Annotated in this window: 1 pseudogene; it reads left to right on the top strand. The window is 66.2% G+C overall.

What is annotated here, in order from left to right:
- Window positions 1-811 (top strand): annotated as a pseudogene (locus TSB10P1A_RS22620) (flagellar hook protein); the annotation flags it as partial.

Here is an 811-nt window from a genome sequence, read left to right as displayed (position 1 = left end):
CGCCAGAACCTGCTGACGCTGCAGAGCACCGCCGACATGATGGCCACCACCCAGAACCGCCTTGCCACCGGCAAGAAGGTCAACTCGGCCCTCGACAACCCGACCAACTTCTTCACCTCGCAGTCGCTGTCGGCCCGCGCCAAGGACCTGACCAACCTGCTCGACGGTATCGGCAACGCGATCAAGACGATCGAGGCCGCCGACAACGGTATCACCGCCATCACCAAGCTGGTGCAGAGTGCCCAGTCGACCGCCCGCCAGGCGCTGCAGGACGGCTCCGCCGGCTCCGGCACCGTGGTGGAAAGCTCGTCCTCGATCTCGACCAACGGCCTGACCCCGATCTCGGGCGAATCGATCCAGGATCAGGCGCGCCGCCAGACCCTGTCCAACCTCGGCTTCTCCAACGGCGACACGATCACCCTGCAGACCACCAACACCACGAATGGTGCGGTGGCCCAGATCCAGGTCACCGTCGGCACGACGCAGAAGGTGGACGGTTCGGGCGCGGTGTCGACCGTTCAGGACGTCCTCGACGTGATCAACGCCTCCGGCGTTGCCACCGCCGAGGTCACCGATGCCGGCAAGTTCAAGATCACCGGTTCGGACGCCGAGACCATCAACCTGTCGATCGTTGACGTGGGCGGCGACGGCAACACGGCGACCACCCAGCAGACCTCGCTGGCGGCCTCGCTCGGCTTCGGCACCAACACCTCGATCGATCTGTCCAGCCCGGCCGACGGCGACTACACGGATCCGGGCGAGACCCAGGTGACCTTCACCAATGGCGCCAGCGCCGGTGATGCCGACAGCT

Source organism: Stappia sp. TSB10P1A, assembly GCF_900185725.1.
Taxonomy (GTDB): Bacteria; Pseudomonadota; Alphaproteobacteria; order Rhizobiales; family Stappiaceae; genus Stappia.
This window is presented reverse-complemented; position numbering and strand designations above follow the sequence as displayed.